The 23,781-nt window shown below is 58.8% G+C and carries 23 protein-coding genes and 2 pseudogenes; 18 read left to right on the forward strand and 7 right to left on the reverse strand.

From position 1 onward, the window contains the following. Nucleotides 1-158 precede the first annotated feature (158 nt). From E1573_RS13380 to E1573_RS13390, 3 genes are all read left to right on the forward strand, one after another. A complete protein-coding gene (locus E1573_RS13380) occupies nucleotides 159-2,600 on the forward strand; it encodes a penicillin acylase family protein (RefSeq protein WP_133214390.1) in 2,442 nt (813 codons plus the stop codon). 187 nt (nucleotides 2,601-2,787) lie between these two features. Then, the gene (locus E1573_RS13385; protein ID WP_133214392.1) at nucleotides 2,788-4,836 is read left to right on the forward strand and encodes a c-type cytochrome; all 2,049 of its coding nucleotides are present in this window, start codon (nucleotides 2,788-2,790) and stop codon (nucleotides 4,834-4,836) included. 145 nt (nucleotides 4,837-4,981) lie between these two features. Then, nucleotides 4,982-6,097, forward strand: a complete 1,116-nt coding sequence (locus tag E1573_RS13390) for a succinylglutamate desuccinylase/aspartoacylase family protein (protein ID WP_133214394.1) — start codon at nucleotides 4,982-4,984, stop codon at nucleotides 6,095-6,097. 10 nt (nucleotides 6,098-6,107) lie between these two features. Here the strand turns inward: E1573_RS13390 and E1573_RS13395 are convergent, their stop codons facing one another. Both E1573_RS13395 and dcd read right to left on the reverse strand, forming a co-directional pair. Further along, nucleotides 6,108-6,338: a hypothetical protein gene (locus E1573_RS13395; RefSeq protein WP_133214395.1), complete on the reverse strand. Its 231-nt coding sequence runs from the start codon at nucleotides 6,336-6,338 to the stop codon at nucleotides 6,108-6,110. A 99-nt stretch (nucleotides 6,339-6,437) separates the two neighbouring features. Beyond that, a complete protein-coding gene (dcd, locus tag E1573_RS13400; protein WP_133214396.1) occupies nucleotides 6,438-7,004 on the reverse strand; it encodes a dCTP deaminase in 567 nt (188 codons plus the stop codon). A 349-nt stretch (nucleotides 7,005-7,353) separates the two neighbouring features. Here dcd and E1573_RS13405 point away from each other — a divergent pair, with 349 nt between their 5' ends. Continuing rightward, on the forward strand, nucleotides 7,354-7,563 hold the full coding sequence (locus E1573_RS13405) for a cold-shock protein (RefSeq protein ID WP_028943495.1): 210 nt from the start codon (nucleotides 7,354-7,356) through the stop codon (nucleotides 7,561-7,563). Between the two features lie 163 nt (nucleotides 7,564-7,726). Here the strand turns inward: E1573_RS13405 and apbC are convergent, their stop codons facing one another. After that, nucleotides 7,727-8,821 (reverse strand): iron-sulfur cluster carrier protein ApbC, encoded by a 1,095-nt coding sequence (apbC, locus tag E1573_RS13410; RefSeq protein WP_133214398.1) that lies wholly within the window; start codon nucleotides 8,819-8,821, stop codon nucleotides 7,727-7,729. A 155-nt stretch (nucleotides 8,822-8,976) separates the two neighbouring features. Here apbC and metG point away from each other — a divergent pair, with 155 nt between their 5' ends. From metG to E1573_RS13450, 8 genes and pseudogenes are all read left to right on the forward strand, one after another. Beyond that, nucleotides 8,977-11,016 (forward strand): methionine--tRNA ligase, encoded by a 2,040-nt coding sequence (gene metG / locus E1573_RS13415; RefSeq protein ID WP_133214400.1) that lies wholly within the window; start codon nucleotides 8,977-8,979, stop codon nucleotides 11,014-11,016. 91 nt (nucleotides 11,017-11,107) lie between these two features. Continuing rightward, the gene (locus E1573_RS13420; protein ID WP_133214402.1) at nucleotides 11,108-11,689 is read left to right on the forward strand and encodes an Rnf-Nqr domain containing protein; all 582 of its coding nucleotides are present in this window, start codon (nucleotides 11,108-11,110) and stop codon (nucleotides 11,687-11,689) included. Further along, nucleotides 11,686-12,525: pseudogene (rsxB, locus tag E1573_RS13425) on the forward strand (electron transport complex subunit RsxB); the annotation flags it as partial. The gene E1573_RS13420 and the pseudogene rsxB, both read left to right, overlap by 4 nt. Nucleotides 12,526-12,529: 4 nt before the next feature. After that, complete coding sequence (locus tag E1573_RS13430; protein WP_133214406.1) at nucleotides 12,530-13,516, forward strand: RnfABCDGE type electron transport complex subunit D; 987 nt, start codon at nucleotides 12,530-12,532, stop codon at nucleotides 13,514-13,516. After that, entirely contained in the window at nucleotides 13,513-14,130 is a 618-nt protein-coding gene (locus tag E1573_RS13435; protein ID WP_133214408.1) for an RnfABCDGE type electron transport complex subunit G, read from the forward strand. The genes E1573_RS13430 and E1573_RS13435 overlap by 4 nt, the downstream gene beginning before the upstream one ends. Continuing rightward, nucleotides 14,123-14,647: an Rnf-Nqr domain containing protein gene (locus tag E1573_RS13440; RefSeq protein ID WP_133214410.1), complete on the forward strand. Its 525-nt coding sequence runs from the start codon at nucleotides 14,123-14,125 to the stop codon at nucleotides 14,645-14,647. The genes E1573_RS13435 and E1573_RS13440 overlap by 8 nt, the downstream gene beginning before the upstream one ends. 4 nt (nucleotides 14,648-14,651) lie before the next feature. Continuing rightward, on the forward strand, nucleotides 14,652-15,290 hold the full coding sequence (gene nth, locus E1573_RS13445; RefSeq protein WP_133214412.1) for an endonuclease III: 639 nt from the start codon (nucleotides 14,652-14,654) through the stop codon (nucleotides 15,288-15,290). Nucleotides 15,291-15,394: 104 nt separating this feature from the next. Then, the gene (locus tag E1573_RS13450; protein WP_133214414.1) at nucleotides 15,395-15,574 is read left to right on the forward strand and encodes a PA3496 family putative envelope integrity protein; all 180 of its coding nucleotides are present in this window, start codon (nucleotides 15,395-15,397) and stop codon (nucleotides 15,572-15,574) included. Nucleotides 15,575-15,641: 67 nt separating this feature from the next. Here the strand turns inward: E1573_RS13450 and E1573_RS13455 are convergent, their stop codons facing one another. Beyond that, nucleotides 15,642-16,268 (reverse strand): response regulator transcription factor, encoded by a 627-nt coding sequence (locus E1573_RS13455; RefSeq protein ID WP_133214416.1) that lies wholly within the window; start codon nucleotides 16,266-16,268, stop codon nucleotides 15,642-15,644. 428 nt (nucleotides 16,269-16,696) lie between these two features. On the opposite strand from E1573_RS13455, the gene E1573_RS27005 reads away from it, so the two are divergent. Next, nucleotides 16,697-17,257 (forward strand): hypothetical protein, encoded by a 561-nt coding sequence (locus E1573_RS27005; protein WP_256659531.1) that lies wholly within the window; start codon nucleotides 16,697-16,699, stop codon nucleotides 17,255-17,257. A gap of 261 nt (nucleotides 17,258-17,518) precedes the next feature. Here the strand turns inward: E1573_RS27005 and E1573_RS13465 are convergent, their stop codons facing one another. Continuing rightward, nucleotides 17,519-18,736, reverse strand: a complete 1,218-nt coding sequence (locus E1573_RS13465) for an argininosuccinate synthase (protein ID WP_133214418.1) — start codon at nucleotides 18,734-18,736, stop codon at nucleotides 17,519-17,521. 129 nt (nucleotides 18,737-18,865) lie between these two features. After that, a complete protein-coding gene (locus tag E1573_RS13470) occupies nucleotides 18,866-19,807 on the reverse strand; it encodes an OmpA family protein (protein ID WP_133214420.1) in 942 nt (313 codons plus the stop codon). 130 nt (nucleotides 19,808-19,937) lie between these two features. Here E1573_RS13470 and pyrC point away from each other — a divergent pair, with 130 nt between their 5' ends. After that, on the forward strand, nucleotides 19,938-20,984 hold the full coding sequence (pyrC, locus tag E1573_RS13475) for a dihydroorotase (protein WP_133214422.1): 1,047 nt from the start codon (nucleotides 19,938-19,940) through the stop codon (nucleotides 20,982-20,984). Further along, nucleotides 20,981-21,649, forward strand: coding sequence for a ribonuclease T (gene rnt / locus E1573_RS13480; protein ID WP_133214424.1), 669 nt, complete (start codon nucleotides 20,981-20,983; stop codon nucleotides 21,647-21,649). The genes pyrC and rnt overlap by 4 nt, the downstream gene beginning before the upstream one ends. A 155-nt stretch (nucleotides 21,650-21,804) precedes the next feature. On the opposite strand, the gene E1573_RS13485 is transcribed toward rnt, so the two are convergent. Next, on the reverse strand, nucleotides 21,805-22,407 hold the full coding sequence (locus E1573_RS13485; RefSeq protein ID WP_133214426.1) for a peroxiredoxin: 603 nt from the start codon (nucleotides 22,405-22,407) through the stop codon (nucleotides 21,805-21,807). A gap of 234 nt (nucleotides 22,408-22,641) precedes the next feature. On the opposite strand from E1573_RS13485, the gene E1573_RS13490 reads away from it, so the two are divergent. The 3 genes and pseudogenes from E1573_RS13490 to E1573_RS13500 form a co-directional block, all read left to right on the forward strand. Next, nucleotides 22,642-22,860 carry a bacterioferritin-associated ferredoxin gene (locus E1573_RS13490; RefSeq protein ID WP_133214428.1) on the forward strand — a complete coding sequence of 73 codons (219 nt, stop codon included), beginning with the start codon at nucleotides 22,642-22,644 and terminating at the stop codon, nucleotides 22,858-22,860. Between the two features lie 199 nt (nucleotides 22,861-23,059). Beyond that, the gene (gene bfr, locus E1573_RS13495; RefSeq protein WP_045185735.1) at nucleotides 23,060-23,530 is read left to right on the forward strand and encodes a bacterioferritin; all 471 of its coding nucleotides are present in this window, start codon (nucleotides 23,060-23,062) and stop codon (nucleotides 23,528-23,530) included. A 108-nt stretch (nucleotides 23,531-23,638) separates the two neighbouring features. Next, a pseudogene (locus E1573_RS13500) lies at nucleotides 23,639-23,781 on the forward strand (IS3 family transposase); the annotation flags it as partial.

The following is a 23,781-nucleotide window of genomic DNA, read 5'->3' on the forward strand; positions in this document are numbered from 1 at the left end:
TGCGATGTGTCTGATAAATCGCTATCGCAAGGCAAGCCAGCTCCCACCGTGTCACTGTTCTTTTATTGGCGAAAATAAAGGCTGCACCCGCTTGCATGGCGTGGTCGGGCTCACTAACGTAGCGCCTTTTAGACGCCACGCCCTGCAGGAGCCCAACCATGGCCGCGCCAGCCTTCCCTCCATTCCTTCCCCGGTTCGGCGTAGCCGCAGCAATGCTGGGTTTACTGTCCCTGACCGGCTGCCAGATGGGCGGTTATCGCGACAGCGTTCCGCCGACCACCGGCGTGCAGCCACTCAAAGGTCTGGCGCAGAACGTGTCTGTACGACGCAATGCCATGGGCATGCCGTTGATCGAAAGCAACAACTTCCACGATGCGTTGTTCGCTCTGGGCTATGTACATGCTGGTGACCGCATCGGGCAGATGGTCGGCATGCGCTTGTTGGCTCAGGGTCGTCTGGCAGAAATAGCGGGCCCAGAGGTGCTGGAAGTCGACCGCTTGATGCGCGCTGCCAACCTGAAACAAACGGCCAATCAGCAGTACGCTGACGCCTCGCCACGACTCAAGCGTTTCTTCGAAGTCTATGCCCGTGGCGTCAACGCCTACCTGTTCCGCTACCGCGACCGCCTGCCGGCACCGCTGGCACAAACGGGCTATCGCCCGGAATACTGGAAGCCTGAAGACTCGGCATTGATCTTCAGCCTGTACAACTTCAGCCAGTCGGTAAACCTGCAGGAAGAACTCGCCGCCCTGACCCTGGCGCAGAAAGTCGGCAGCGATACACTGCCGTGGCTGCTGCCCAGCTACCCCGACGAACCCCTGCCAACAGCCGAAGCCGACAAGCTCAAAGGCTTGAACCTGGGGAGTGCTCTGGCCGGACTAGCCCCCCTGAGTGCCGCCAGCGAACAACTGGCCGCCCTCAACCTGTTGGGCAGCGCCGGCTCCAGCAACCTGGCGATTGCCCCGCAACGCAGCCGCAGCGGTAAGAGCCTGCTGGCCAGTGACACCCTGGGTGCCTGGGCAATGAGCCCCATCCAGATCCGTGCGCCCAAATATCACGCGGCAGGTGTCTCCATTGCAGGCCTGCCACTGCTGCTATCCGGCTACAACGGCAAACTGGCCTGGAGTGCCAGCGCGGTCATGGCCGATAACCAGGACCTGTTTGTGGAGCGGCTGAAACGTGAAGGCAGCCGCCTGATGTATCAGGCCGACGGCAAGTGGCTACCGGCCCAGGCGCGCAACGAGACCTTCTTCATCAAAGGCCAGCGCCCACAGCGTGAAACGCTGTACGACACCCGCCACGGCACCCTGCTCGGTCAGGTGCAGAACGCAAGCCTCGGCCTGGCCCTGCAACTGCCCCAGTTGAAGGGCGATCAGAGCCTCGACGCTTTCTTCAACCTGTCGCGGGCGCAGAACGTCGAGCGCGCATTCGACAACACTCGCGAGATCGGCGCCGCAGCACTGAATTTCGTCTTTGCCGACGCCAGTAATATCGGCTGGCAGGTCAGTGGGCGTTTCCCTAACCGCCGTGAAGGTCAGGGTTTGCTGCCTTCGCCGGGCTGGGACGGGCGCTACGACTGGGACGGGTACGCCGACCCGATGCTTCACCCCTATGACCAGGATCCGCTTCAGGGTTGGCTGGGCAATGCCAATCAGCGCAGCGTGCCTAAAGGTTACGGTATGCAACTGTCCAATAGCTGGTACTACCCGGAGCGCGCCGAACGCCTCGGGCAACTGGCTGCCAATGGCAAGCATGACAGCCGCAGCCTGATCACGCTGCAAAACGATCAGAGCACCCTGTTTGCCGCCAAGCTCAAGCAAATGTTCGAAGCGCCCGGCATGGCTCAACCGTTGAAACAGGCGATTGACGCCCTGCCCGCTGACCAACGCAGCAAGGCCCGCGAAGCCTACACACGGCTGATGGCCTTTGACGGTCGCCTGAGCACCACCTCGGCCGACGCTGCCCTGTACGAACTGTTCCTGCAGGAAAGTGCCAAGCAGACCTTCCTTGACGAACTGGGCCCAGAGTCGTCAGCGACCTGGCAAGCCTTCGTCAACAATGCACGGCTGTCCTATTCGGCACAGGCAGATCACTTGCTGGGCCGGGAAGACAGCCCGTTCTGGGATGACCAGCGCACTGCACAGAAAGAAGATAAACCGGCGATTCTCGCCCGTAGCCTGGCGGCCGCAGTCAGTGCCGGCGAAGCGCAACTGGGCAACGACCGGCGTGCCTGGCAATGGGGCAAACTGCACATGTTCCGCTGGCCGACGCCGACCTTCCATGGCCTGGGTGACGCCATCAGCCGCAGCCCACAAGCCAGCGGGGGTGACCACAGCACGCTCAACTTGACGCCCTACGCCTGGGGCAAAGACTTCAACGCCCAGCTGCCACCGTCACTGCGCATGGTGGTGGACTTCGGCCAGGTTGAACCTCTGCAACTGCAAAGCAGCGCCGGGCAGTCCGGCAACCCGGCCAGCCCACACTTTGCCGATGGCCTGAATGCCTGGTTCAGGGGCCAATACTCGAGCCTGCCACTGCAACCGCAAAACTTCGATCGTGCCTACGGCAGCAAACGCCTGACACTGACACCCGGCAAGTAAGGTTCTACCCTCGCGCGGCCGGTGCAATGCCGGCTGCGCTGATCCATATCAACTGCCCCCGCCAGCAATTGCTCTACAACGAAACTGAGGCAAGTTTCGACCTCTGTGCTGCCTGATAAACCATAAAAAACGATTGCACACCTGAGCCGAAGGAACCACCCAGGCCAGGTGACTAAAGGAATATGCAATGGCTTCTGTTCTTTCACGCCTGGCGCTATGCGTCACGACGTTGCTCCTGATACCCACACTTCACGCCAGCGAGCCCGACACGGCAGCGGCAGAAACGGCTGACCAAGCCCTGATCGAACGTGGTCGTTATGTCGCCCAACTGGGGGACTGCATTGCTTGCCACACCGCGCCAAAAGGCGCACTGATGGCCGGGGGCCTGGAGCTGCAAACCCCCATGGGTACGATCTACTCCAGCAATATCACCCCAGACCCGAAAACCGGCATTGGCCGTTACAGCTTCGAGCAGTTCGACAAGGCCATGCGTGAAGGTGTGAGCGCCGACGGCATGCAGCTGTATCCGGCCATGCCTTACCCGTCCTACGCAAAAATGAACGAAGAGGACATGCGTGCGCTGTACACCTACTTGATGCAAGGGGTAACCCCGATCAGCCAATCCAACCAGGCCGCCGATATGAGCTGGCCGTTCAACATGCGCTGGGGGCTGGCGCTGTGGAACTGGGTCTTTCTCGACAAGCAACCGTTCGAACCTGACCCAAACCGCGACCCGCTGATCAACCGTGGCGCCTATTTGGTTCAGGGCCTGGGCCACTGCGGGGCGTGCCATACCCCGCGAGGCATTGCCTTCCAGGAAAAGGCCATGAGTGACGCTGGCAGCGATGGCAAACATTTCCTCGCCGGGGAAACCGTAGAACACTGGCGCGCCTTGAGCCTACGCAACTTGTGGACCGTTCCCGACACCGTGGAATTGCTGAAAACCGGGCAAAACCGCTTTGCCACGGTCTCCGGCAACATGGCCGATGTGATTCACCACAGCACTCAGCACTTCAGCGATGCAGACCTGACGGCCATCGCCAGCTACCTCAAATCCTTGCCTGCGGGTGAAAACGACTTGCCGATGCCAAGCGTTGCCCTCACCCCGGCCACGCCACCTGCCGACTTGTTCAGCAGCCGCGGTGGGCTGGGCTATACCCAGTTCTGCAGCGACTGCCACCGCACCGATGGGGGTGGCGTTCCCGGCATGTTTCCGCCCCTGGCAGGTAACCCGAGTATTGCCTCCGCTGACCCGACTTCGTTGTTGCACATCACCCTGACCGGTTGGGAAACCGCACAAACCGCCACCCATTCGCGGGTCTACACCATGCCCGGATTTGCACGGCTTTCCGACCAGGAAATTGCTGAGATTCTCAGCTTTGTGCGCAGCCGTTGGGGCAATGACAGTTCGGCGATCAGCACCGAGCAGGTGAAGAAGCTGCGCGCCCAGCTCAATCCACAGACCACTGACTCCAGCGCCTTTGAAACCCCGCGCCTGGCAAACCTGCTGGCCGCAGAGAACGCCGATCAGGTTATCCGCGGCATGCGCCTGCACCTGCAAACCAAAGCGCTGCTACCGAACAACGTCGGCAATGCTCTGAACTGCACCAGTTGTCACCTCAACGCAGGCACCGTGGCTGACGGTTCGCCGTTTGTAGGCGTGTCGGCGTTTTTCCCGGGTTATGCACCGCGCGCTGGCAAGGTCATCACCCTGGAAGAGCGTATCAACGGTTGTTTCCGTCGTTCCATGAATGGCCTGCCGCTGCCACCGCAATCAGCCGATATGCAGGCCATGGTGGCTTACTTCGAGTGGATGAAAAACAACACCCAACCTGGCGACAAGGTAGCAGGCCGAGGCGTTGGCAAGATCGACCCCTCGATCAAGCCCGACCTTGCCAATGGCCAACAGGTGTACGTCAAACAGTGCGCGGTGTGCCACGGCAACAACGGCGAAGGCCTGGCCCGCGACGATGGCAGCATGGTATTCCCACCGCTGTGGGGCGAGCAGTCCTTCAATATCGGCGCGGGTATGGCACGCACCTATACCGCAGCGGCGTTCGTCAAACGCAACATGCCGATCGGCTTCCATGAGCGCTTCCCGCTGGGTCAAGGTGGCCTGAGTGATCAGGAAGCAGTCGATGTCGCCGCCTGGTTCTCGCAACAGCCGCGGCCAGACTTCCCGGACAAGGTCAAAGATTGGCCCAATGGTGGCAAGCCGGTGGATGCGCGTTATTGAGATGGCGGGCAAGCTCGCTCCTACCTGTGGGAGCGGGCTTGCTGTGGGAGCGGGCTTGCCCCGCGAGCGACCTGCACCAAAGGCCTGCGTGACAAGCAAGTTTATGCTTATATCATCCTTCCAGGATCGACCCACTAGGACTGATATGCATCACTTGACCCACGACATTCTGGCACCGGTTCCAGGCATTGCCCGCCAGATCCATAGTTTTCACTTCGGCCCCCGTGATGCTGGCAAGATCTACATCCAGGCATCGCTGCACGCCGACGAGTTACCCGGCATGCTGGTGGCCTGGCACCTCAAGCAACGCCTGGCTGAACTCGAAACCCAAGGCCTGTTGCGCCGTGAAATCGTGCTGGTGCCGATTGCTAACCCAGTCGGGCTGGAGCAAGTGCTGCTGGATATCCCTCTGGGGCGTTTTGAACTGCAAAGCGGCGAAAACTTTAACCGTAATTTCGTCGACCTGAGCGACTCGATTGGTGACCAGATCGAAGCGCAGCTTAACCAGGACCCGGCACACAACGTTGCCCTGATTCGTGATTGTCTGCGCCGCGCCCTGGACGGTCATCCCACACACACACCCTTGCAGTCGCAACGCCTAACCTTGCAACGGCTGGCCTGCGATGCCGAGATGGTACTGGACCTGCACTGCGATTTCGACGCCGTCGCTCACCTGTACACCACTCCCGAGGCCTGGCCGCAGGTTGAACCGCTGTCACGCTACATCGGCGCCCAGGCGAGCCTGCTGGCCACCGACTCGGGCGGGCAATCGTTCGATGAATGTTTCACGCTGGTGTGGTGGCAGCTGCAACAGCGCTTCGGCAAGCAATTCCCTATTCCACAGGGCAGCTTCTCGGTCACGGTCGAGTTGCGCGGGCAAGGTGATGTCAGCCACCCCCTGGCCGAAAAAGATTGCGCAGCGATCCTGGCATACCTCACCCATTACGGGGCAATTGAAGGTGAAGCAGGCACCCAACCGCCCTTGAGCTACCCCGCCACCCCACTTGCAGGGGTAGAGCCGGTGGCAACACCACTGGGCGGGCTGCTGGTGTTTCATGCAAAACCTGGCCAGTACCTGGAAGCCGACCAATTGATCGCCGAAGTGATCGACCCCCTCAGTGATCGGGTCACGCCAGTACGCAATAGCCAGCCGGGCTTGCTGTACGCCCGTTCGCTAAGGCGCATGGCCACTGCCGGCATGGTCATTGCCCATGTCGCAGGTCGCCAGGCATATCGCAGCGGTTATCTGCTGTCGCCTTGAGTGCTCACACTCAGGCCACCGGTGCAGGGGGTGCTTCGTCAGGTAAAACAGGCTCCCCAGGCTCCATCGGCTGGTTTTCACCCGGCGTAGGCTCAGGGTTGTCTGGATCAGGTTGACCCGGTATGCCGCCTGCGTGGGCGGTATGAGGATGCGGATGAGCCAGCAGCGACCAAGCCATCACTCCGACGTGATTGGGCTGTAACACAGCCAGCTTGGCGCTGATGCTCGGGTCGAGTTTCATGAGCGGCTCCTTGACGACATCCGCCAGGCGTAGCGCCTGGCGGGACAATTCAGGTCATTGGAGTGCACAAACTGCGAGGAATTCCTTCGCGTTGTCGGCTCAGGTGCGTGGCAGGGTGACGCCGCGCTGGCCCTGGTATTTACCGCCACGGTCCTTGTAGGACACTTCACACTCTTCATCAGACTCCAGGAAGAGCATCTGCGCAACACCTTCGTTCGCGTAGATTTTGGCCGGCAAGGTAGTGGTGTTGGAGAACTCCAGGGTCACGTGCCCTTCCCACTCGGGTTCCAACGGGGTGACGTTGACGATGATGCCGCAGCGCGCGTAGGTACTTTTACCCAGGCAGATGGTCAAGACGTTACGCGGAATACGGAAATACTCCACGGTACGGGCCAAGGCGAAGGAGTTCGGCGGGATGATGCACACGTCGCTTTTGATGTCGACAAAGCTGCCGGCGTCGAAATTTTTCGGATCGACGGTCGCCGAGTTGATGTTGGTGAACACCTTGAACTCATCGGCACAGCGCACATCGTAGCCGTAGCTGGAGACACCGAAGGAGATCAGCCGGTTGTCGCTCTCACCGCGCACCTGGCGCTCGACGAAAGGCTCGATCATGCCGTGTTCCTGCGCCATGCGGCGAATCCACTTGTCCGATTTGATGCTCATGGCGGGTGTCCTGAAATAACGAGGTGAAGAAATTCTGAGGCGCATCTTACCGGGCCCGGCGCCCGGTTCAAAGTTTCATGCAACGTCAGGCGTCGAATCCCCCTGCGCCGGGGGCCGTAGTGTGCCTTGCAGCACCGTCAGTCATGATTTGCGCGAAAGCTGAACAAGACCATTGGCACGTTCTGGAAAAAGGGTTATGGTGGCGCCACTGTGCTGCACGTGTCACTGAGAATATCTACCTGATGCAAGATTTCGATCAACCCATCTCAATGAATTTTCTGCCTCTTTGCACTCAGTCTCGGCCAAGGTGTTCTTGAGCCGCAGTTATCTTTGTCCAAGGAGACAGACCATGTCCAATCGCCAAACCGGTACCGTTAAGTGGTTCAACGATGAAAAAGGCTTCGGCTTCATCACCCCACAATCCGGTGACGACCTGTTCGTACACTTCAAAGCTATCAAAGCTGACGGCTTCAAGAGCCTGAAAGAAGGCCAGCAGGTTTCTTTCATCGCTACTCGCGGTCAGAAAGGCATGCAGGCTGAAGAAGTAGAAGTTATCTAACTTCCGCTTTATCGCTTGAAAAGAACCCGCCCTCACCGGCGGGTTTTTTTTGCCCTGCGAAAACCTCCGGTGGGAACGGGCTTGCCCCGCGATTGCGGCGTATCCGCCTGATTGCATCGCGGGGCAAGCTCGCTCCCACAGCAAGCCCGCTCCAGTGTGTGTATCAGTCTTCGCTGATGGTGATGTTCGGCATGGCCGGCGCTGCCGCTTTCTGCAAGACGATGCGCGCCCCCACCTGACGGGCCAACTCCTGATAAACCATGGCGATCTGGCTTTCAGGTTCAGCAATAGCCGTTGGCTTGCCAGTGTCGGCCTGCTCACGGATCAGCATCGACAACGGCAGCGACGCCAGCAGCTCGACACCATATTGCGCGGCCAGCTTCTCTCCCCCGCCCTCGCCGAACAGGTGCTCGGCATGCCCGCAATTCGAGCAAATGTGCACGGCCATGTTCTCGACCACACCCAACACCGGGATATTGACCTTGCGGAACATTTCCACGCCTTTCTTGGCGTCGATCAGGGCCAGGTCTTGCGGCGTGGTGACGATTACCGAACCGGCCACCGGGACTTTCTGCGCCAGGGTCAACTGAATGTCACCGGTTCCCGGCGGCATGTCGATCACCAGGTAATCAAGGTTGTCCCAGGCGGTCTGGGTAACCAGTTGCAGCAATGCCCCGGAAACCATCGGCCCACGCCAGACCATCGGTGTGTTGTCGTCCGTAAGGAAGGCCATGGACATGACCTCGACACCGTGAGCCTTGAGCGGCACAAACCATTTCTGATCGCGAATCTGCGGGCGGGTACGCTCAGGGATACCAAACATCACACCTTGGCTCGGGCCGTAGATATCGGCATCGAGAATACCCACCCGCGCCCCTTCACGTGCCAGCGCCAATGCCAGGTTGGCGGCGGTCGTGGATTTACCCACCCCACCTTTGCCCGATGCCACAGCGACGATGTTCTTTACGTTGGCCAGGCCCGGAATCTGCGCCTGAGCCTTGTGCGCGGCGATCACGCAGTGAATGTCGACCTTGGCCGAAGCAACCCCGTCGATCCCCTCGATAGCGGTTTGTAGAACTTGCGCCCAGCCCTTCTTGAACAGGTCGGCAGCATAGCCCAGCTGTAACTGGACACTGACGCGATCGCCCTGGATATCGATGGCCTGAACACAACCTGCGCTGACCGGATCCTGGTTCAGGTAAGGGTCGGTGTACTGGCGAAGAACGGCTTCGACGGCTGCGCGCGTGACGGCACTCATGGAGACTCCCGTTATAAAGACTGAGTAAAACAGACCACTATGCTAACCCGCGAAACATCCATAGACGTCCATGGGGTGAAATAAATTTCCCGGCGTTTTATAGTGGCCGATCACCGTTTCATCTCTAGTAGCCGAAAAAAGTAGCCGAGCCCCTCATGTCCGAGCCCCGTCAGATTCTCGTCACCAGCGCCCTCCCCTATGCCAACGGTTCCATTCACCTTGGCCATATGCTTGAGTACGTGCAGACAGACATGTGGGTGCGCTACCAAAAGCTACGTGGCAACCAGTGCACTTATGTCTGCGCAGACGACGCCCACGGTTCGGCAATCATGCTGCGTGCCGAGAAAGAAGGCATCACCCCGGAGCAACTGATCGCCGGGGTCCAGGCCGAGCACTGCAGCGACTTCGCCGACTTCCTGGTGGAATTCGACAACTTCCACTCGACCCACGCCGAAGAAAACCGCGAGCTGTCGAACCAGATTTATCTCAAACTGCGTGATGCCGGGCACATTGCTACCCGCTCGATCACTCAGTACTTCGACCCGGACAAGCAAATGTTCCTGGCCGACCGTTTCATCAAAGGCACCTGCCCTAAGTGCGCCGCTGAAGACCAGTATGGCGACAACTGTGAAAAGTGCGGTGCCACCTACGCGCCAACCGAATTGAAGAACCCCAAGTCGGCGATTTCCGGTGCCACTCCGGTACTCAAGGATTCCCAGCACTTCTTCTTCAAGTTGCCCGACTTCCAGGCCATGCTCCAGCAATGGACCCGTAGCGGCACCCTGCAAGATGCCGTGGCCAACAAGATCGCCGAATGGCTCGATGCTGGCCTGCAGGAGTGGGATATCTCCCGTGATGCGCCGTACTTCGGCTTCGAAATCCCTGACGAGCCAGGCAAGTATTTCTACGTCTGGCTGGACGCACCGATCGGCTACATGGCCAGTTTCAAGAACCTCTGCGCGCGTCGTCCGGAGCTGGACTTCGACGCCTATTGGAACAAGGACTCCAAGGCTGAGCTGTACCACTTCATCGGCAAGGACATCGTCAACTTCCACGCCCTGTTCTGGCCTGCCATGCTCGAAGGCGCCGGCTACCGCAAGCCGACCGGCATCAACGTGCACGGTTACCTGACCGTCAATGGCTCGAAGATGTCCAAGTCGCGCGGCACCTTCATCAAGGCCCGTACCTACCTGGACCACCTGGCGCCGGAGTACCTGCGTTACTACTACGCCTCCAAGCTCAGCCGCGGTGTCGATGACCTCGACCTGAACCTGGAAGACTTCGTGCAGAAGGTCAACTCCGACCTGATCGGCAAGGTGGTCAACATTGCCAGCCGTTGCGCCGGCTTCATTCAAAAAGGCAACGACGGTGTCATGGTCGCCGGCGATGCCGCACCAGAGCTGACAGAAGCCTTCCTGGCTGCGGCCCCGAGCATTGCCGATGCCTACGAAGCCCGTGACTTCGCCCGCGCCATGCGCGAAACCATGGCCCTGGCTGACCGTGCCAACGCCTGGATCGCCGACAAAGCGCCGTGGTCGCTGGCCAAGCAGGAAGGCAAGCAGGACGAAGTCCAGGCGATCTGCGCCCAGGGCATCAACCTGTTCCGTCAACTGGTCATTTTCCTCAAACCGGTACTGCCAGTGCTGGCCGCCGACGCCGAAGCATTCCTCAACGTTGCGCCGCTGACCTGGGACGACCACAAGACCCGCCTGAGCAATCACCAGCTCAACCCATTCAAGGCGCTGATGAACCGCATCGACCCGGCAAAAGTCGAAGCCATGACCGCCGCCAGCAAGGAAGACCTGGCTGCCAGCCAGACTTCCGTGGTCACCGGCAACGGCGAGCTGAGCAAAGACCCTCTGTCGCCAGAAATCGAGTTCGACACCTTTGCCGCTGTCGACCTGCGTGTGGCCCTGATCCTCAAGGCCGAAGCCGTGGAAGGTGCCGACAAGCTGCTGCGCCTGACCCTGGACATCGGTGACGAGCAGCGCAACGTGTTCTCCGGCATCAAGTCGGCCTACCCGGACCCTGCCAAGCTTGAAGGTCGCCTGACGATGATGATCGCCAACCTCAAGCCACGCAAAATGCGCTTCGGTATCTCTGAGGGCATGGTCATGGCTGCCGGCCCTGGCGGTGAAGAAATCTACCTGCTCAGCCCTGACAGCGGCGCCAAGCCTGGTCAGCGCATCAAGTAAGGCCCTACGCCCCGGACGATTGCGTCCGGGGCGTTCTCATCCTCGCGTCATTGCCGGATAATGGCGAACAGCCCTGGCATTGTGCACTCCCATGAGCGAATTCATCCTGGCCCTGATCAGCGCCGCGCTGGTCAACAACCTGGTCCTGCATCAAGGGCTGGCCATCGACCCGGCTTTGCAACTTTCAGTTGCCGACGACCGCCGTCGACTCCATGCGCTGGGGCTTGCCACGCTGGCACTGCTGGTATCAGCCACGCACCTGGGGCAGCTGCTTTACCTCTTTGTATTGCAGCCCCTGCAGCTTGCTTATCTGCGCTTGTTCATGCTGCTACCCCTGTGTGTAATGCTGGCCGAACCACTGCTCAGGCTGCTGGCCCGTGCAATGCCAAGCCTGCCTTTCAACGGGCTGATGCCATTATTGGTGGGCAATGTGGCACTGCTAGGCTTGAGCCTGCAGGTCTCTGAAAGCGGTTATGGCGTGCTCAAGAGCCTGGCCTGGAGCCTGGGTGGCGGCCTGGGGTTCTGGCTGGCCCTGAGCCTGTTCGCTGACTTGCGCCAACGTAGTGACAACGAGGCCATGCCCGATAGCTTTCGTGGCTTGCCTGCAGCGCTGATCGGGGCCGGAGTGATGGCCTTGGCGTTTCTCGGCTTCAACGGATTATTTACATCATGAGTCTGATTCAACGCATCGACGCCCTACTGCCGCAGACCCAATGCGGAAAGTGTGGCCACCCTGGCTGCAAGCCTTATGCAGAAGGCCTGGCCAAGGGCGAAGCGATCAACAAGTGCCCACCCGGCGGCAACGAAACCATCGCAGCCCTGGCCAGCCTCCTGAAAGTGCCAGTCATTGCCCTGGATCCCGAGCGTGGTCGCGCCCCGGCACAGGTCGCCTTTATTCGCGAAGCTGAATGCATTGGCTGCACCAAGTGCATCCAGGCGTGCCCTGTGGACGCGATTGTCGGCGCTGCAAAGTTGATGCACACAGTGATCAGCGCCGAATGCACAGGTTGTGATCTATGCGTCGCCCCCTGCCCGGTCGACTGCATTGATCTTTTGCCCATTAGCGCAGCCAGCAACATCATTCCGATCGTTGGCGGCTTGGCTGCAGACGCCGCCTCATTAGCGGCCCGCGACAACAAGCGCAATCACGCCCGCCGGCGCTATGAGTCACGCAACAATCGCTTGCAGCGTGAAGAAGCGCGCAAACAGGCCGAGCGTGCCGCACGCAGTCAGCGCGCAACCGTCAGCACCGCTAGTGCAAACCCGGCAGCGACGAGTGACGATCCGATCAAAGCGGCCATCGAGCGGGTCAAGGCGCAGAAAGCGGCAGCAGCCGATGCTGCCCTGAAAAAAGCCAAGATCGCTGCCGCCATGAGCCGCGCACAGTTGAGCAAAGCCAGAAGTGCCTTTGGCGAAACGCCAAACGCAGCACAGCAAGCTCAACTCGCCGAGCTTGAGCAAGAAACCGAACAGGCCCAGGCGCACCTCCAAGCCCTACAACCGGCCAGTGCTGATGCCAGCCGTTGATACCAGTGAGCGCCTGCGCAGCACCATGATGCTGGTGTTGCTGGCGTGCTTGCCAGGGGTACTGACGCTCCTCTGGCAGCACGGTTGGGGGTTACTGTTCAACCTGTTGCTATGTACCTGTGCCGCACTGGCGAGCGAAGCCCTGTTGCTCAAACTGCAACAACGTCCGGTCATGCCTTCGCTCAACGATGGCAGCGCCTTGGTAAGCGCTACCCTGCTGGCGGTGGCCCTGCCCGCCTATGCGCCCTGGTGGGTTCCGGTAACCGCCACGGTCAGCGCCCTCGCGCTGGGTAAGCACCTGTACGGCGGTGTAGGCAAGAACCCGTTCAACCCGGCCATGCTGGGCTATGCCGTGGTCCTGGTGACCTTTCCCCAGCACATGACGCAATGGCCCGGCGCCCAACTCCTGGACTTAGGCTCCAGCCTGCAGCAGGTGTTTGGCTTGACTACCGGTGAGCAACCCGATGCCTGGACCCAAGCCACCATCCTTGATGCGCTGCGTAACAACCGCAGCCTGACCGTGGATGAGCTGTTCAGCAGCCACCCCGCTTTTGGGCATCTGGGTGGCAAAGGCAGCGAGTGGGCCAACCTGGCCTTTCTGCTCGGCGGTCTACTGCTGCTGCAACGCAAAGTGTTCAGCTGGCATGCCCCGGTGGGCTTACTGACAAGCCTGTTCGTGATCAGTTTGCTGTGCTGGAACGGGTCAGGCTCCGACTCCAATGGTTCACCGCTGCTGCATTTACTCAGCGGCTCAACCATGCTCGCGGCCTTCTTCATTGCCACAGAACCCGTCTCCGGCCCCAAATCGCCCCAGGCACGCCTGCTGTTTGGCATCGGTATGGGTCTGTTGATCTACCTGATCCGCACATGGGGTAACTACCCTGATGGCACTGCTTTCGCCGTCCTGTTGATGAACCTGTGTGTGCCCGCACTGGAGCGCTGGGTAGAACGGCGTCAGGCGGTGTCACCATGAATCGGTCAACGATGCGCAGTGGCGCTGTTGTCTTGTTCATTGCTCTGCTAGGGGTGGGTAGCAGCATGCTCTGGCAGCACTTCAGCGCCCGGGATATTGCGCTGGCGGAGCAAACACTCAAAGCCCAAACCTGGCTCAGTGTCCTGCCGGCAACGGCCTATGACAACCAGCCACTGCAGTCCCCTCTGGTGCTGACCGATGCCGTCCTCGCCAACAGCCAACTATTGACGGGCTATCGCGCCACGCTTGCAGGCCGCCCCAGTGCCGTGGTGCTACATAGCCAGGCGCAAGGCTACGCAGGCCAGCTTGAGTTGCTGATTGCCATCGACCGGCAAGGCCGTTTGATCGGTACCAAAGTCCTGCGACAGCAGGAGACCCCAGGCTTGGGCGGTAAGCTGGTAGAGCCGGGCAACACCTGGCTGCAGAATTTCGTTGGTGCAAGTCGCAACACCGTCGCAGAAACCGGCTGGGCCTTGAAGCGAGACGGTGGCCAGTTCGATCAATTGGCAAGCGCAACAGTGACATCGCGCGCCGTGATACATGCCGTACACGATGCCCTGCGCTACTTCGATGAACATCGCCAGGCCTTGCTGGGGGAGACGGGTGATGAATAGGCAATGGTTAACGGCACTGAGCCTGGCCCCGCTGCTGGGCGCCACCCAGACCCTGCTCAATGCCAGTGCCATTGCCGGGCTCAGCGTGTTGCTGATTGCCCTGCATCACTTGGCAATGGGCGCATTGCAGCGTTGGCTCACGGCCCGCGGCAGAGTACTGGCCAGCGTGCTGCTGGCTGCAACACTGGTTACCTGCCTGGAGCTGAGCCTGCGGGCCTGGGCCCTTCCCCTGTATCAGGCGCTCAGCCCCTATCCGGCACTGATCGCCGTACAATGTCTGATATTCGAACAGGCTCAAGGCGAAAAACGCCGATGGTCAGAGACCGCCCGCCTGCTGGCCGGATTTGCTGCGCTGTGTATTGCCTTGGGCATATGCCGCGAGGTATTGGCCAATTGGGCTGAAATACGCCTGGCCGCGCTGTTGCCCGGAGCGTTTTTGCTGCTGGGCCTGCTACTGGCTCTGTACAACAGGGTTTGCCTGCGGCGAGCCCCTTCACGTCGTCAAGGAACACGTTGACCCCATGAATGCTGCCAAACGCCTGGAAATATTTCGCAGGCTGCACGAAGACAACCCCGAACCGAAAACCGAGCTGGCCTATACCTCCCCCTTCGAACTGCTGATTGCAGTCGTTCTTTCGGCCCAGGCCACAGATGTCAGCGTGAACAAGGCGACGGCCAAGCTGTACCCGGTCGCCAATACCCCGGAAGCAATTTACGCTCTGGGTGTCGAAGGCTTGTCGCAATACATCAAGACCATCGGCCTGTACAACAGCAAGGCCCGCAACGTTATCGAAACCTGCCGCTTGCTGATCGAGCAGCACGGCAGCCAGGTACCCGAAACCCGCGAGGCGCTTGAAGCTTTACCCGGTGTGGGCCGCAAAACGGCCAACGTTGTGCTCAACACGGCATTCCGGCAACCGGCGATGGCGGTCGATACGCATATCTTCCGGGTCAGCAACCGCACAGGGATTGCCCCAGGCAAGACCGTACTTGAAGTTGAGAAGGCCCTGATGAAGTTCGTGCCCAAGGCCTACCTGCTCGATGCTCACCATTGGTTGATCCTGCATGGACGCTATGTGTGCCAGGCAAGAAAGCCCCGTTGCGGAAGTTGCCGCATCGAAGACCTGTGTGAATACAAGCAGAAAACCTCCGACGATTGAGCCGATAGTGAAAACGTGGCTGTGCCGATTGAAAAAATCTTTTTTACCCGCTCGAGGATTCTCGCTATAAGGTGCGCCAATGGCCTCTTGGCTTGGAGTGACATATGAGCACCGTTAAAGAAGACCTGGATGTAGACGAAGAATTCTCTCCTGCTGATTCAGATGACGTGGAGCCAACGGTAGAAACAGCGAAGACCAACCTGAGCAAGCGCCGTACCATCGACAACCTGCTGGAAGAGCGCCGCTTGCAGAAACAGCTGGCCGATTACGACTTTGACCTCTGACACACTACCTGCAACCGTCTTAACGAACAAAGCCTCCACAGTGGAGGCTTTGTTGTTTCAGGCTTTTTCAAGCCAAGCCGTTACGCTGCGCCAGTTCGATCAGATCAACCAATGAGCGCGCATTGAGTTTGAGTAAAAGACGCGTCTTGTAGGTACTGACCGTCTTGTTACTCAGAAACATACCGTCAGCAATTTCCTTGTTGGATTTTCCTCGCGCCAGTTGTTGCAAGACCATCATTTCTCGCCCCGAAAGGCGTTCGACCATGTCGGCCTCGCTGGCGCCCCCCAGGTGGGTGCGCACTGAATGCAGCGCCTGATTAGGGAAATAACTGTAGCCGGACAGCACCGCCTTGATGGCGCTGAGCAGCTCCGTAAGGTCTTGTTGCTTGCACACATAACCCGCAGCACCCGCCTGCATGCAACGCATCGAAAAATGCCCTGGAGCCTGCGAGGTCAGCACCAGCACCTTGGTACCTGGACAGGTGGATGTGAGCCGGGCAATGACTTCGAGGCCGTCAAGCTTCGGGATGCCGATGTCCAGAATGACGATATCCGGAATATGCTCCCTGGCCAGTTGTAATGCGTCGACGCCATTATCCGTTTCTGCAATGACTTCATAGCCATGCCGCTCCATCAGCATCCGTACCGCCAAGCGTATGACCGGATGATCATCCACGATCAGCACTTTATTCATGGGCAGATCCAATTGTTCGCTGTTCGATTTTTATTGAGCCCGCACAATAGCCTAGTTACACGACATATTGTATTGCGACACCCGCGAGCAAATGCACACAAAGATAAAACCTACACACACAGAGGAATTTTCCTACAAAAAACAAAAGTCAGCACACTTACAAACTTAAGTCTGCGCACTCACGCAAAACAGATTCAACCTCTAAACCAAAAGTAACACCAGCAGCCTTATTAAGCCCAGCCTGTAAAGACGCAACGAACGCAGGAAAATTCCTATACTTGCGTTAGATATGTACCGCCACCCCTAGGCCAAGATAAGAAATAAAGGGCAATAAGTTCCCCAAGCAGAAATCCCACCCGCTGCCCACTGCCTCACTTCGTTGGCTAACTGCACCTTGCCTGAGTAACACCAAACGCGAGGACACAGCCATGAACAATGCTGAGCCTAAAAGCCCGCTGACTATCATCGCTATATTCGCGGGTATTATCGAGGCCTCCGCCCTGGCTTCGCTGCCTTTTCTAAGCGAAGACAGTCAGAACACCTACACATGGTTTCTGGTGGGTTTCCCATTTTTTCTTACAGTTTTGTTCTTCCTCACACTGAACTTTAATTACAAGTCACTGTATTCACCACCTGCAACTGAAGCTAAAGCACTTACCATAGCACCCACATCACCATCACTTCCCGCTGAGGTAGAAACATCCACACACAACGAAGTGCAAGCACCCGCCCCAATAGAAACTTTCAACGAAGTTATTAAACCGCCAGTTGTTACCGGCAACACTTCCGATCAACCACTTGCAAAACCAATACAAGCGGTAAATTCAACCGTAACCATTACCGCAAAAGGCACCAGCGCCAGTCAGCTACTGGAGCACTTTGCCGTCCACGCACTGAATCAGCATCAGCCGCTTTGCAATACCTTGATTCTTGATAACGTCGAAACAGGCACCCGAACGATCCTGGCATCGGAACCAATCAATCGGTGAAGCCCGCTTGTGTCTTGGGAGCGGGCCTTGCCCCGCGATCGGCTGCGCAGCGGCCGTAAAAACAGCTGCTTGCCAGGCAGCTGACATACCGAGGCGACTGAATTGCTGCCGCTTCGCGCCAGATCGCAGGGCAAGCCAGCCCCCACCGGGAGCTGGCTTCATGGTCGATGGTCACTTCGGGCAAAGCCCTGCAAGACGGTATGTCCCAGCGGCCATAAAAAAACCCCGGACCAGGCCGGGGTTTTTTATTCAGGGCGCCGTTCAGATCAGCGAACGACCCTTGTTTGCAGCAATCCGCATACGCAAGGCATTCAGCTTGATGAAGCCTGCCGCGTCAGCCTGATTGTAAGCACCGCCATCTTCTTCGAAGGTGGCGATGTTGGCGTCGAACAGCGAATCATCCGACTTGCGACCGGTAACGATCACGTTACCCTTGTACAGCTTCAGGCGAACGACACCGTTCACGTTGACCTGCGAGGCGTCGATCATCTGCTGCAGCATCAGACGCTCAGGGCTCCACCAGTAGCCGGTGTAGATCAGGCTGGCGTACTTGACCATCAGCTCGTCTTTCAAGTGTGCGACTTCGCGGTCCAGAGTGATCGACTCGATCGCACGGTGGGCGCGCAGCATGATGGTGCCGCCTGGGGTTTCGTAGCAACCACGGGACTTCATGCCGACATAACGGTTCTCGACGATGTCCAGACGGCCGATACCATTCTCACCACCAATGCGGTTGAGAGTAGCCAGGACGGTGGCCGGGGTCATTTCAACGCCGTCGATTGCGACGATGTCACCGTTGCGGTAAGTCAGTTCGATGTAGGTAGGAACGTCAGGCGCGGCTTCTGGCGACTTGGTCCACTTCCACATGTCTTCTTCGTGTTCGGTCCAGGTATCCTCCAGCACGCCACCTTCATAGGAGATGTGCAGCAGGTTGGCGTCCATCGAGTAAGGCGATTTCTTCTTGCCGTGACGCTCGATCGGGATACCGTGCTTCTCGGCGTAGTCCATCAGTTTTTCGCGGGACAGCAGGTCCCACTCACGCCAAGGTGCAATGACCTTGACGCCCGGCTTCAGCGCATAAGCGCCGAGCTCGAAACGCACCTGATCGTTGCCCTTGCCGGTAGCGCCGTGGGAAATGGCGTCGGCACCGGTTTCATTGGCGATTTCGATCAGGCGCTTGGCGATCAGCGGACGAGCGATGGAAGTACCCAGCAGGTACTCGCCTTCGTAAACGGTGTTGGCACGGAACATCGGGAATACGAAGTCGCGCACGAACTCTTCGCGCAGGTCGTCGATGTAGATTTCTTTCACGCCCATGGCCGCAGCCTTGGCGCGAGCCGGTTCGACTTCCTCACCCTGCCCCAGATCGGCGGTGAATGTCACCACTTCACAGTTGTAGGTATCCTGCAGCCACTTGAGAATCACCGAAGTATCAAGGCCGCCGGAATACGCCAGTACGACCTTTTTTACGTCCGCCATGCCATCACTCCACGGGGTTGTACGGAAAGCCGACGATTCTACCGGCCTTGCCGCAAAAATTACAGTGGGGCGACAGCTTCTGACGACAAAGCGACAGGAACTGTCAATAGCGCGACGGACGGTCGCAGGTCAGGATTTGGTCGAAGGCTTGCCGGTATCCACCTGCGCAGCCGGGGCAGTTGGTACTTCCGGTGCTTTCTCTGCTGCCGTTTCCACAGGCGTTACGCGGTCAAGCTGGATGTTGACCCGACGATTGCGTGCACGGTTGGCCGCCGAGTTGTTTGCCGCCAACGGGTAACGCTCACCGTGAAAGCGTACGCTGATGTGATCTTCAGGAATGCCGTGCGCCTTGAAGTACTCCATCACCGCCAGCGCCCGACGACGCGACAGATCACGATTGGTCAGACGGTTGCCACTGTTATCGGAGTGACCGTCCAGTTCGATACGATTGACCGTCGGGTCGGCCTTGAGGAACTCCAGAATCACATCAAGGCGCGCCTTGGCGCTGTCATCCAGGCTGATCCCGCCGCCCGGGAATCCAACCCGCGCCTGACGCACCTGATCGTAATTCATGGGCAACAGTTTGGCGGCGCAGAGCTGATAGTCGGCATAGGCCTTACTGAATTTCACCGGCAACACCCGTACTTCCATGGAACGCCCGGCTTCACCGGCGTAATTGCGCACCACGGTGCTGCGGCCATCGAGCAGACCATTGATCAGACGACTGGCCTGACCCTGAGTACTGGTAAACAGCACGCCATTGCGTGCCATGCGCACCGAACCCAGGTTGATGTCACCACGGCCCGGCTGCCAGGGGGCAGCCGCCGCCAGCAACGCCGCTGAGCCGGTGCCCAGTACGTTGCTGCTTGAGCGCAATTGAAACGTGGCCTGCTCACCGGCACGGCGCACGAACTCACCCGTGCCGAAATCGGCAATCGGCTGGACCAGGCGGCATTCGAACTGATCGCCTTCGACCTTCCACTCAATATTCTCCAGACGGGTCTGGAAGGTGAGCGCTGTCGCCGGCAGGCAGACAAACACACTGAGCAGGGCTAGATAACGCTGGCGCACGGGCAGCTCCACAAATTTTTACGGCATACCCGCAGGCTATCGGTCAGGCACGGCAAAACTTGATAGCGAGTGCTCGCCCCCCGCTTTTCCGGTAGCATTCACCTTGAGTTCGACCCGCCTGGAATCCCCAATGTCCGACCGCCTGACCCTCCTGCGTCCCGATGACTGGCACATCCACCTTCGTGATGGTGCTGTGCTGCCCCACACCGTTGGCGACGTTGCGCGCACCTTTGCCCGCGCAATCATCATGCCTAACCTGGTACCACCCGTGCGCAATGCCGAAGAAGCTGGCGCCTATCGGGAGCGCATCCTGGCCGCCCGTCCGGCCGGTAGCCGTTTTGAACCGCTGATGGTGCTGTACCTCACTGACCGTACCCAGCCTGAGGAAATCCACGCGGCCAAGGCCACCGGATTCGTGCATGCCGCCAAGCTGTATCCGGCCGGAGCCACCACCAACTCCGATTCTGGCGTTACCAGCATCGACAACATTTTCCCGGTGCTTGAAGCAATGGCCGAAGTCGGCATGCCGCTGTTGGTGCACGGTGAAGTGACCCGCAGCGAGATCGACGTGTTCGACCGCGAGAAGCTGTTCATCGACGAGCACCTGCGCCGTGTCGTCGAGCGCTTCCCGACCCTGAAAGTGGTGTTCGAACACATCACCACCAGCGATGCCGTGCAATTCGTCAACGAGGCTCCGGCCAACGTCGGCGCGACCATCACTGCCCAGCACCTGCTGTACAACCGCAACCATATGCTGGTTGGCGGCATTCGCCCGCACTTCTATTGCCTGCCGATCCTCAAGCGCAACACCCACCAGGTTGCCTTGCTGGACGCCGCTACCAGCGGCAGCAGCAAGTTCTTCCTCGGCACTGACTCGGCACCGCACGCCCGTCACGCCAAAGAAGCGGCCTGTGGCTGTGCCGGCTGCTACACCGCCTATGCAGCGATCGAGCTGTACGCCGAGGCGTTCGAGCAGCGCAACGCCCTGGACAAGCTCGAGGGCTTTGCCAGCAAGCACGGTCCGGACTTCTATGGCCTGCCGCGTAACACCGACACCATTACCCTGGTGCGCGAAAGCTGGACCGCCCCAAGCAGCTTGCCGTTTGGCGAGCAAACCGTTGTCCCGCTGCGCGCCGGTGAGCAACTGCGCTGGCGCCTGCTGGAGGAAACTGCGTGAGTGAAGATCTGTACGACGACCAGGACGGTCCAAGCGGTGGCCCCCGCCACCCGATGGCAGAGCGTTTCCGTGGTTACCTGCCGGTTGTAGTCGATGTCGAGACCGGCGGTTTCAACTGTGCCACTGATGCTCTGCTGGAAATCGCAGCCGTCACCATCGGCATGGATGAAAAAGGCTTCCTGTTCCCGGAACACACCTACTTCTTCCGGGTCGAGCCGTTCGAAGGCGCCAACATCGAGCAGGCCGCCCTGGAGTTCACCGGGATCAAGCTCGATCACCCGTTGCGTATGGCCGTGAGTGAAGAGTCGGCCCTGACCGACATTTTCCGTGGTGTACGCAAGGCGCTGAAGGCCAATGGCTGCAAGCGGGCGATCCTGGTCGGGCACAACAGCAGCTTCGACCTGGGCTTCCTCAACGCTGCCGTGGCGCGCCACGACATGAAGCGCAACCCGTTTCATCCGTTCTCCAGCTTCGACACTGCGACCCTGGCCGGCCTTGCCTATGGGCAGACGGTGTTGGCCCGCGCCTGTCAGAGTGCCGACATCGACTTCGACGGCCGCGAAGCCCACTCGGCGCGTTACGACACCGAGAAGACAGCCGAGCTGTTCTGCGGCATCGTCAACCGCTGGAAAGAAATGGGCGGCTGGCAAGATTTCAACGACTAAACCTGCAAGCAGAGGCTTGGGGTGGGAGCGGGCTTGCCCCGCGATGCGATGGGCTGCCAGACCGCAATCGCGGGGCAAGCCCGCTCCTACTGTGCCAATTCCTGCAGGCATAAAAAAACCGGCCAGATGGGCCGGTTTTTTTATGCCTGCAGCTATTACAGCTTGCCAGCGTTCTCGCTCAGGTAAGCAGCAACGCCTTCTGGCGAAGCGGTCATGCCTTTGTCGCCTTTTTTCCAGTTGGCAGGGCAGACTTCGCCGTGCTCTTCGTGGAATTGCAGGGCGTCAACCAGACGCAGCAGCTCGTCCATGTTACGGCCCAGTGGCAGGTCGTTGACGATCTGCGAACGAACAACACCTTTGTCGTCGATCAGGAATGCGCCACGGAAGGCAACACCGCCTTCGGACTCTACGTCGTAGGCTTTGGCGATTTCGTGCTTCATGTCAGCAGCCATGATGTACTGCACCTGACCGATGCCACCGGCATTGATCGGGGTGTTGCGCCAGGCGTTGTGGGTGAAGTGCGAGTCGATCGACACCGCGATCACTTCAACGTTACGGTCGCGGAATTCGGCCATGCGGTGATCCAGAGCGATCAGCTCGGATGGGCAGACGAAGGTGAAGTCCAGTGGGTAGAAGAACACCAGGCCGTACTTGCCCTTGATGGCCGAAGCCAGGTTGAAGCTGTCGACGATTTCGCCGTTGCCCAGTACGGCTGGAACGGTGAAATCCGGGGCAATTTTGCCAACGAGTACGCTCATTCGATATCTCCTGATGGTTTGAAACAGGCTGTGCAGGCTGGCATAAGCCACCTGACAATGCAAAGGCCGGCCATGATACACCGCCTGACGCCAAGCGCCGAATTTAAGGCCCCGTCTGCCAGCCAACTGCCGCCGGTCGCTCTGGCACCGGGTATGGGATGATGTGCTTTGACAAGCATTCTCATTACCATTAAGCTTCTTCGCATTGAGCCTTTACCAGCGATGGTCTGCCCTATGTATGTGTGTCTTTGTGTTGGTGTAACCGACGGACAGATCCGCGATGCGATCTATGAAGGATGCTGCAGCTACAAGGAAGTCAGAAATGCCACCAACGTGGCAAGCCAGTGCGGCAAATGTGCCTGCCTGGCAAAGCAAGTGGTGCGTGAAACCCTGACCGAACTGCAGGTCAGCCAAGCCATCTTGCCCTACCCTGTAGAATTTACTGCAGCGTAAAAACAGCCTTTCCAAAGAACCGGACCTCGCGTCCGGTTTTTTTATGCCTGTAATTCAATAAGTTAGGGTTAAAACGCGGAACACAAACATTCTTATTCCGATTAATTTTCACTTATTATTCAATAACTTAGGTTTGACAGTCGAACTTACGGGGCTCAAACTCTTGCTTATAGGCACACTAACAGGGCAGGACCCCATCATGAAAGGCGACGTTAGCGTCATCCAGCATCTCAACAAGATCCTCGGAAACGAGCTGGTCGCAATCAACCAATACTTCCTGCATGCCCGCATGTACGAAGACTGGGGTCTGGATAAGCTCGGCAAGCACGAGTACAAGGAATCCATCGATGAAATGAAACACGCTGACAAATTGATCAAGCGTATTCTGTTTCTCGAAGGCATCCCTAACGTCCAGGACCTTGGCAAGCTGCTGATTGGTGAGCACACCAAAGAAATGCTCGAATGCGACCTGAAGATCGAGCAGAAAGGCCTGGTCGACCTGAAAGCCGCCATCGCTCACTGTGAAACCGTTGGTGACTTCGGTAGCCGTGAAATGCTGGAAGACATCCTCGAATCCGAGGAAGAACACATTGACTGGCTGGAAACCCAGCTGAGCCTGATCGACAAAGTTGGTCTGGAAAACTACCTGCAGTCGCAAATGGGCGAATAACCCCGCCCCGCAGGCAAGAAAAAGCCCCGCATTGCGGGGCTTTTTCGTTACCAATGTCCCGTCCTGAATAAGGTTTACACCTCCCATCCCGAATTTCCGGAGAGTCAGATGGAGCAAGGTGTAAAGCGCACACAGCGAGATTACTCGCTGTCTTTTAAATTGGCCGTCGTTGATCAGATCGAAAAAGGCGAACTGACCTACAAACAGGCCCAGGTGCGGTATGGCATCCAGGGTCGGTCGACGGTTCTGGT

The organism is Pseudomonas sp. H9, from assembly GCF_004353925.1.
Classification (GTDB): domain Bacteria; phylum Pseudomonadota; class Gammaproteobacteria; order Pseudomonadales; family Pseudomonadaceae; genus Aquipseudomonas.